The organism is Desulfobacteraceae bacterium (assembly GCA_022340425.1).
In the GTDB taxonomy this organism is placed as follows: Bacteria; Desulfobacterota; Desulfobacteria; order Desulfobacterales; family JAABRJ01; genus JAABRJ01.
Genome location: JAJDNY010000006.1, coordinates 1 through 6,505, shown reverse-complemented (window position 1 = coordinate 6,505; position 6,505 = coordinate 1). Strand labels below are relative to the sequence as shown.

Annotated in this window: 6 protein-coding genes; 5 read left to right on the top strand and 1 reads right to left on the bottom strand. The window is 64.1% G+C overall.

What is annotated here, in order from left to right:
• A partial coding sequence (locus LJE63_00560) for a KpsF/GutQ family sugar-phosphate isomerase (protein MCG6905083.1) occupies positions 1 to 756 on the top strand: 756 nt, incomplete at its 5' end.
• Entirely contained in the window at positions 746 to 1,705 is a 960-nt protein-coding gene (locus tag LJE63_00555; protein ID MCG6905082.1) for a dihydrodipicolinate synthase family protein, read from the top strand. The genes LJE63_00560 and LJE63_00555, both read left to right, overlap by 11 nt.
• Before the next feature lie 107 nt (positions 1,706 to 1,812).
• Here LJE63_00555 and LJE63_00550 read toward each other — a convergent pair whose 3' ends face one another.
• Positions 1,813 to 3,726: an ABC transporter substrate-binding protein gene (locus LJE63_00550; protein ID MCG6905081.1), complete on the bottom strand. Its 1,914-nt coding sequence runs from the start codon at positions 3,724 to 3,726 to the stop codon at positions 1,813 to 1,815.
• Between the two features lie 475 nt (positions 3,727 to 4,201).
• On the opposite strand from LJE63_00550, the gene LJE63_00545 reads away from it, so the two are divergent.
• From LJE63_00545 to LJE63_00535, 3 genes are all read left to right on the top strand, one after another.
• Positions 4,202 to 4,489: an antibiotic biosynthesis monooxygenase gene (locus LJE63_00545; GenBank protein MCG6905080.1), complete on the top strand. Its 288-nt coding sequence runs from the start codon at positions 4,202 to 4,204 to the stop codon at positions 4,487 to 4,489.
• Between the two features lie 48 nt (positions 4,490 to 4,537).
• Entirely contained in the window at positions 4,538 to 4,795 is a 258-nt protein-coding gene (locus tag LJE63_00540) for a hypothetical protein (protein ID MCG6905079.1), read from the top strand.
• Between the two features lie 94 nt (positions 4,796 to 4,889).
• Positions 4,890 to 6,161, top strand: a complete 1,272-nt coding sequence (locus LJE63_00535) for a class II fructose-bisphosphate aldolase (GenBank protein ID MCG6905078.1) — start codon at positions 4,890 to 4,892, stop codon at positions 6,159 to 6,161.
• Positions 6,162 to 6,505 lie beyond the last annotated feature (344 nt).

Here is a 6,505-nt window from a genome sequence, read left to right as displayed (position 1 = left end):
GTGGAGGCCATGCACGGCGACCTCGGGATCGTCAGCCGCGACGACGTGTTCCTGGCGCTTTCCAACAGCGGCGAGACCGAAGAGCTCAACATGCTGGTGCCCATCATCCGCGACATCGGCTGCACCGTGATCGCCCTGACGGGCAAGACCGGCTCCACCCTGGCCAAGGCGAGCGACATCGTGATCGACGTCGGGGTGGCGCGCGAGGCCTGTCCCCTGGGCCTGGCCCCCACCGCCAGCACCACGGCGCTACTGGCGATGGGGGATGCGCTGGCGGTGGTGCTCATCAACCGCAAGAACTTCAAGACCTCCGATTTCAGGAAATTCCACCCCGGCGGTTCGCTGGGGCAGCGGCTTTCCCGCTGCGTGGGGGACTTCATGCTGACCGGCGCCGTCGTTCCGCAGGTGGCCCCGGGCACCCCCATGGCGGAGGCCCTCAGGGAAATTGATCGCTGCAGGCTGGGGGCCACCCTGGTCGTGCAGCCGGACGGTTTTCTCGCCGGGATCGTCACCGACGGCGACATCCGGCGCTGGCTTTTGCACCACGGCGACATCTTTGGGGAGGTGGTGGATGCCGTCATGACCCCCCATCCCCGCTCGGTCAGCCCCGAGACGCCGGCCTTCGACGCGCTCAACCTGATGGAGCATTGTCAGATCACGGTCCTGCCCATCACCAACCCCATCGGCAAGCTCAGGGGGGTGCTGCATCTGCACGACATTCTGGGGAAAGGTGAATTCAAGTTCAATGGCCGCTGAAACCCCCCAGGCCCCCCGGGGGCTGATCTGCCCCCTGGTCACACCGCTGACGTCCCGGGGCGATTTGGATCTGACTTCTCTGCAGCGGCTGATCGGGCATGTGCAGCGCTTCGCCGATGCGCTGCTGGTGGGGGACCTGGTTTGGGGGGAGGCAGGGGCGCTCTCCGAGGCCCTTCGCCTGGACCTGCTGGCTGCGGTGCGCGACGCCGCCGAGGGTCAAAAGCCGCTGCTGGTGACGGTGACCGGCCGGCAGCCGACCGATACCCGGCGGTTCATGCAGACCGCCGAGGCGTTGCTGAGCCGCGGCGGCGATCCGGGGGGTGTTTTTTGGGTGGACTACCCCCTGGTCTACCACAGCAACCGCGGCTTGCCGCAGTTCTACCGCGAACTGGCCGCTGAAACCCGCTTTCCCTTCATCGTCGCCAACCACCCGTCACTGGTCCAGCCTCTGAAGGGGCCCGGGCGCCTGAAGAACATCCGGACCGGCGTGCTCAAAAAAATCGCCGCCAACCCGGCCCTGGTGGGTCTGATCTTTGTCGGGGACCTCAAGCGGGCCCTCAACTATCACCTGGCGCTGAGGAACCGTGACCTGTTCACGTTTTACGACGGCGATGAGCGGGGCTTTCTGAAAAGCCCGGCCTCCGGCGGGGTTGTGGCCGGCGGCAGCAACCTGCTGCCGCGGGTCTGGCAGGCCGTCACGCGCTCTTCGCTCAACTGGCTGGAAGAGGACCGGCCTTTTACTTCCCACCCCACGACCCTGCTGGAATCCGGTATCATGCTGCGCGCTCTGGGGGCGTTGTGCCGCACGACCCCCGCGGTTCAGCTCAAAACCATCCTGCAGCGGGTGGGCATCATCGCCAGCGATGCCGCCGCCCTCCCGGCCGATGCCCGCGATCCCGTGTGGGAGGCGGATTTGATGGCGTTTTTAAGGGCCTACGACCTTCTCTGAGCGCCACCGGCCTGCACCGGAGGTCCGTCGTCTTTTCAGGGCCCGGCTGCCGGCATGCGCGGCCGCCGCCCAGGTCAGGCAGCCGCGAGAAACCACCGCCGGCGCTCTCAGGGGTAGCCGATCTCCTCAAAACGGTAACCGCGGATGGTGAGCAGCCAGGCTGTTTTGCGCGCCTCGCCATTGGCTTCAAAGGCGGTCAGGCCGGTCACGCCGCGATACCCCTCCAGGGTTGCCAGGCGTTCCTTCAGGCCGCCCTGCAGGTCGATGGCCGGGGCGCCGGCGGTCTGGAAAATCAGCATGGCCGAGTCATAGGCGATGGCCTCGATGAAGCCCGGCGTGGAATCGAACGTCGCCTGGAAGTCGGCCGCGAATCGGGAGACCTCGGGGGCCGTACTCTCGGCGAAGAAGCCGTCGGTCAGAAACGCGCCCTGCACATAGCGCGCGGCGATTTCCACCAGGTGCTGGGAGTGCCACAGGTTGGTGCCCAGCAGGTGCACCTGCTGGATGTCGTAGAAGGCCAGTTGGGGGACGATCAAACCGACGGTCGCGGCGCTGTCCGGAATGAACACGGCATCGAAGTCGATGATGGCCGCCGGCTCCTGCCCATCGCCGTCATCGGCGGCGATCGTTTCCGGCGCTGGCGTGCGAAGGCCTGCCGGGAAGTCATAGAAGCGGCCGCTCAGCCTTTTGATGGGGTCGGCAAAATCGGTCATTTCGGGGGGATAGGCTTCCAGCCCGGTAATCTCTCCGCCATGGGCCAGAACCTCGTCCCAGAAGACGGCCATGAAAGTTCTGCCATAGGTCTCATCGGGGTAGAGAATCGCAAAACGCCCGACCCCCAGCGTCTGGGTGGCATAGGCCGCCAGCGCCCGGGCTTGCATCCGGGGGGTGAGAAAATTGCGGAAGACATAGTCCCCGATATCCACGATGTCCTGTTTCTGGGTCAGGGTGATGATCGGGATGCCCAGCAGCTGGGCCTCGGCGGCTGCCTCCGGGGCCGTCACGAGCGGCCCGACAATCGCCGTGACCTTTTCCTGGGCCAGCTCCTGGACCCGCGTGATCGCCGTCCGGGGGTCCGAAGCGGTGTCCTTGACCACCAACCGCACCCCGGCCTCCGGGTTGTCCGCCGCATAGCGGCTCAAGGCCAGCTGGATACCTTTCAGGGCCCGGGCCCCGTAGTCGCGGTAACCGCCGCTCATCGGCAGCAGGCAGCCCAACGCCACATCGGCCGGCAGACGCTGCTGCAGCGCCTGTCGGAGTTCCACCGCCTGGGGCGCGGACGGATGCCCGGGGAAACGGGCCTCGAAATCGGCCAGGGTCTGCTCAGCCGCCCCATACTGCCCCGCATTCACCTGCTGAAGCGCCAGTTCAAAGAGCAGAAAGCCGGCCAGGACGGGGTTGCTGGTTTTCGCCAGCAGTTCTTCGAGCAGCGCCGGATCGAGTTTCGGCAGAACCTGGTGCAAACGTTCGGCCACTGCTTCCACCCGCTCCGGTGCCAGTTCCAGGGCCCGGGCGTAGTAGTCCAGGGCCTCGGCCGGGGCGTCGCTGGCGCCATGGGCATCGCCGGTCAGCAGGTAGGCATTGAACAGATCTTCCGAAGAGGTGAGCTGTTTGAAAAGCGCCGGCGCTTCTTGGATCACCCGCTGGTACTGGCCTTCCCGGTAATAGGTTTGCAGGAAAGCCACGGCCGCAGTCTGCGCCTGGGGGCTTGCGGCAAAGTCGGTGACCACCCGGTTGAAGGCCTCCCGGGCGCCGTGCATGTCTCCCAACCGTGTACGGATGGCGCCAGCCTGCAGCAGCGCCTCGGGCACCAGGCGGCTGTCGGGGTAGCGCGCGACCAGGGTGTCCAAGGCCACCAAGGCCTCCAGATCCTCTCCGGCGGTCAGATTCCGGCGAGCCGTTTCCAGAAGGGACTGGTCGGGAGTTGGCGCGATCGTCTCGGGGGCCAAGCGTACCTTGGGCCCACAGGCGGTCAGCAGCAACAAAACACCCAAAAGGGCCAGAAACCGTAAGTGTGCCATGGGATTTCACCTCTAAGCCGTCTGTTTTGGATTTGCCGGTCCCGTCAAGCGCGACACGGTATCGATCATTCCCACGGGCTGTGGCGGGGCCCTCTCGGGGCCTGCCCCCCGGATGGCCGCCATATATAATAATTACAGCCGTTTTGACAAAACAAATTTGAAGAAACGCTCAATGGTGGGGTTGTGGCGAACAAATACACTTTATTAACAATTAGTTATGTTGCATCCGGCGACATCGCGATGCCGTGCGACGCTGAAAACCGGGAACACCGCGCCGCCATCCAAACGCTGCCCCCAGGCCCGCAGCCTCCGGTGGTAGGGTGGGGGCGCGGCTTTTCGCTTGACACCCGGGGCGGCTCTTTCCTATAGTTGTCAGTAAATAATTGGGATCAGCCGGGTTTCTTTCCCTTGGGTCGGTTTCATCTCCGGCGGAAGGCGGCGAACGTGCGGATCACGGCACACGAAAGGGGGTCCAATGGCGATCAAGATTCTCATCAAAAGGCACTTGTCGGCGGATAAAATCCGGGAGTTGTTGCCCCTGGTCAAAAAGATGCGAACGCTGGCAACCAATCAGCCCGGCTACATTTCCGGCGAAACCCTGCGCAGCATTGAAAATCCGGGCGAATATCTGGTCATCAGCACGTGGCTTTCCCTCCAGGACTGGCGGAACTGGTTTGAAAATCCCGAGCGCCTGGCGGTTCAGAAGGAGATCGACGCCCTGACAGGAAAAGCGGCCGAATACCAACTCTACGATTACGCCTGAACCGGGCCGCGGCCCCAAGGTGGTCGGTAGGCCTTTGACGGTTACCCTATGACAGCCTCCTTTCCGAAGACCCAATTCCCCCCGGTGGCCTACGCGCCGCCCGAAAACCTGCCGGCCTGCCGCCCCGCAGGGCCTACCGCACTTGCGGAACGCAGGCCGGCCCCACGCCCCGCAGTGGTGCAGCTGAAACCGATGGCCGGCGCCAGCGGGGCCGATTTCGGTTGTGCCACGCGCTACACGGTTCGTCTTGAGGCGGTCGGCGGGGCCGACGTCTGCATCGGGCGCTTGATCGACGTCTATGCCTGAAAAGAGGTGAGCCTGCCGCAGGCGCCCCGGGTGCCCGCCGGGGCTTCGAACCCGATCTTCGCATTCCATACCCCACCACACGGAGGACGCGTTTATGTCAGATTTCGACAGAGCCCTGAAAATCGGCCGGCCGCCCAACATTCAAGAGCTCTTCCCCAATTCCCGGGCACTGCTTGTCAGCGGTAAATTCATCGACCGAGCCATGCTGGCCAAAGGCCAGGCGATCGCCATGGCCGCCAACGGACGCAGCCATTTTGTGATCCATGGGGCCCTGCAGGCCGCCCAGCGGGCCAATGCCGCCCTGATCATTGAAATCGCGCGCTCCGAAGGCGGCGCGAATGCCTACTGTGCGGTCAACTATTGGAACATCGCGCGCCAGGTGGACGCCCTTTGCAATCAGCTGGGGATCACGGTGCCGGTGGCGATTCACGCGGACCATTACGGCATCAAGAAAGAAGGGGACATCGCGGTCGCCAAAACCGAAATCCCCTCGATTTTCGATGCCGGCATCACCTCCATCGCCATCGACGCATCCCACCTGCCCGACGATCAGAACCTGCTGGCCAGTCTGGCCCTGATCCCGACCGTTCCCGCGTGGGCCGGGCTGGAAACCGAGGTGGGCGAAATCAAGGGCAAAAGCGGGCTTTCGACGGTGGCCGAGGCCCTTTTCCTGATCCGGGGACTTAACGCCCACGGGATTTTTCCCGACTGGATCGCCCTCAACAACGGCACCACCCACGGACTGGAGGCCACCGGACAGGGGATTCAGGTGGATCTCACCGCCCGGATCCACGATGCCTTGAAACCATACGGGGTCAGCGGCGCCCAGCACGGCACCTCCGGCAACAGCTCCGAGCGCCTGCGGGAGATCGTTGCCCGCACCCGCACGACCAAGGCCAATGTGGCCACCGCGCTGCAGATGGTCTCCTGGGGTTTGGAGGTCAACGATTACGGCAACGCCCGCCAGGACGAGAGCGGCATGTTCGTCAAGCTTTCCGGCGAGGGCGTTTCCGAAGCCATCTGGGCCGAAATGGTGGCCTACGCGGAGGCCAATGGGCTGAAAGGCGGGAACTACAAAAAACTCAACCTGCCATTTGAAAACAAGCTTTTGGGGCAGCCCAAAGCGGTCCGGCAGCGCATGGTAGAAAGGGTGGAAGCCTTTGTTTACAACATGCTGGTCAATGTGTTGAATGCCGCCGACACCGCCCCGATGGCCATCGACGCCATCCTCGCGGCCGGCTCGCACGATCCCGGCCCCAAGGCGCGGCAGATCGAAGACCTCGCCGATTGGACGCCGAAAAAGATCGTGGCCGGTGCGGCAAGCCTGGAGACCGACAAGGGCGAGGCCGGTGATTTTGATGACTGACCCTCCGGCCGCTGCCAAAAAAAGTTTGGGCTTACCGTTAAATTATATATAATTGAACTACTTGCAGCAGATTCAAGGTTAAGCCCGAGCGCCGCGCTACCGATAGAGGGCGTTATGGATGGCGGCTGGCAAGCGTGCCGCGCCGGGGGTGGGGGGTGACGCCACCGGCCCAGCACCACGGGCAACGCCGCACACCGAATGGCCTTCGAGGATGCAGACCGATGTTTGTTCCGGCTTACCAAATCCATAATGTGCTGAAGGTCTACACCCGTCAGTTGAGCCAACCCGGTGACGGGGCGGGGGGCGGCGCGCGGGGGGGCGCCAAGCCGTCCATCGGAAAGATC

Excerpts from the sequence above, each read along its gene's own strand:
- LJE63_00555 (MCG6905082.1), top strand. The coding sequence starts at position 746 with ATGGCCGCTGAAACCCCCCAGGCCCCCCGGGGGCTGATCTGCCCCCTG.
- LJE63_00550 (MCG6905081.1), bottom strand. The coding sequence starts at position 3,726 with ATGGCACACTTACGGTTTCTGGCCCTTTTGGGTGTTTTGTTGCTGCTG.
- LJE63_00545 (MCG6905080.1), top strand. The coding sequence starts at position 4,202 with ATGGCGATCAAGATTCTCATCAAAAGGCACTTGTCGGCGGATAAAATC.
- LJE63_00540 (MCG6905079.1), top strand. The coding sequence starts at position 4,538 with ATGACAGCCTCCTTTCCGAAGACCCAATTCCCCCCGGTGGCCTACGCG.
- LJE63_00535 (MCG6905078.1), top strand. The coding sequence starts at position 4,890 with ATGTCAGATTTCGACAGAGCCCTGAAAATCGGCCGGCCGCCCAACATT.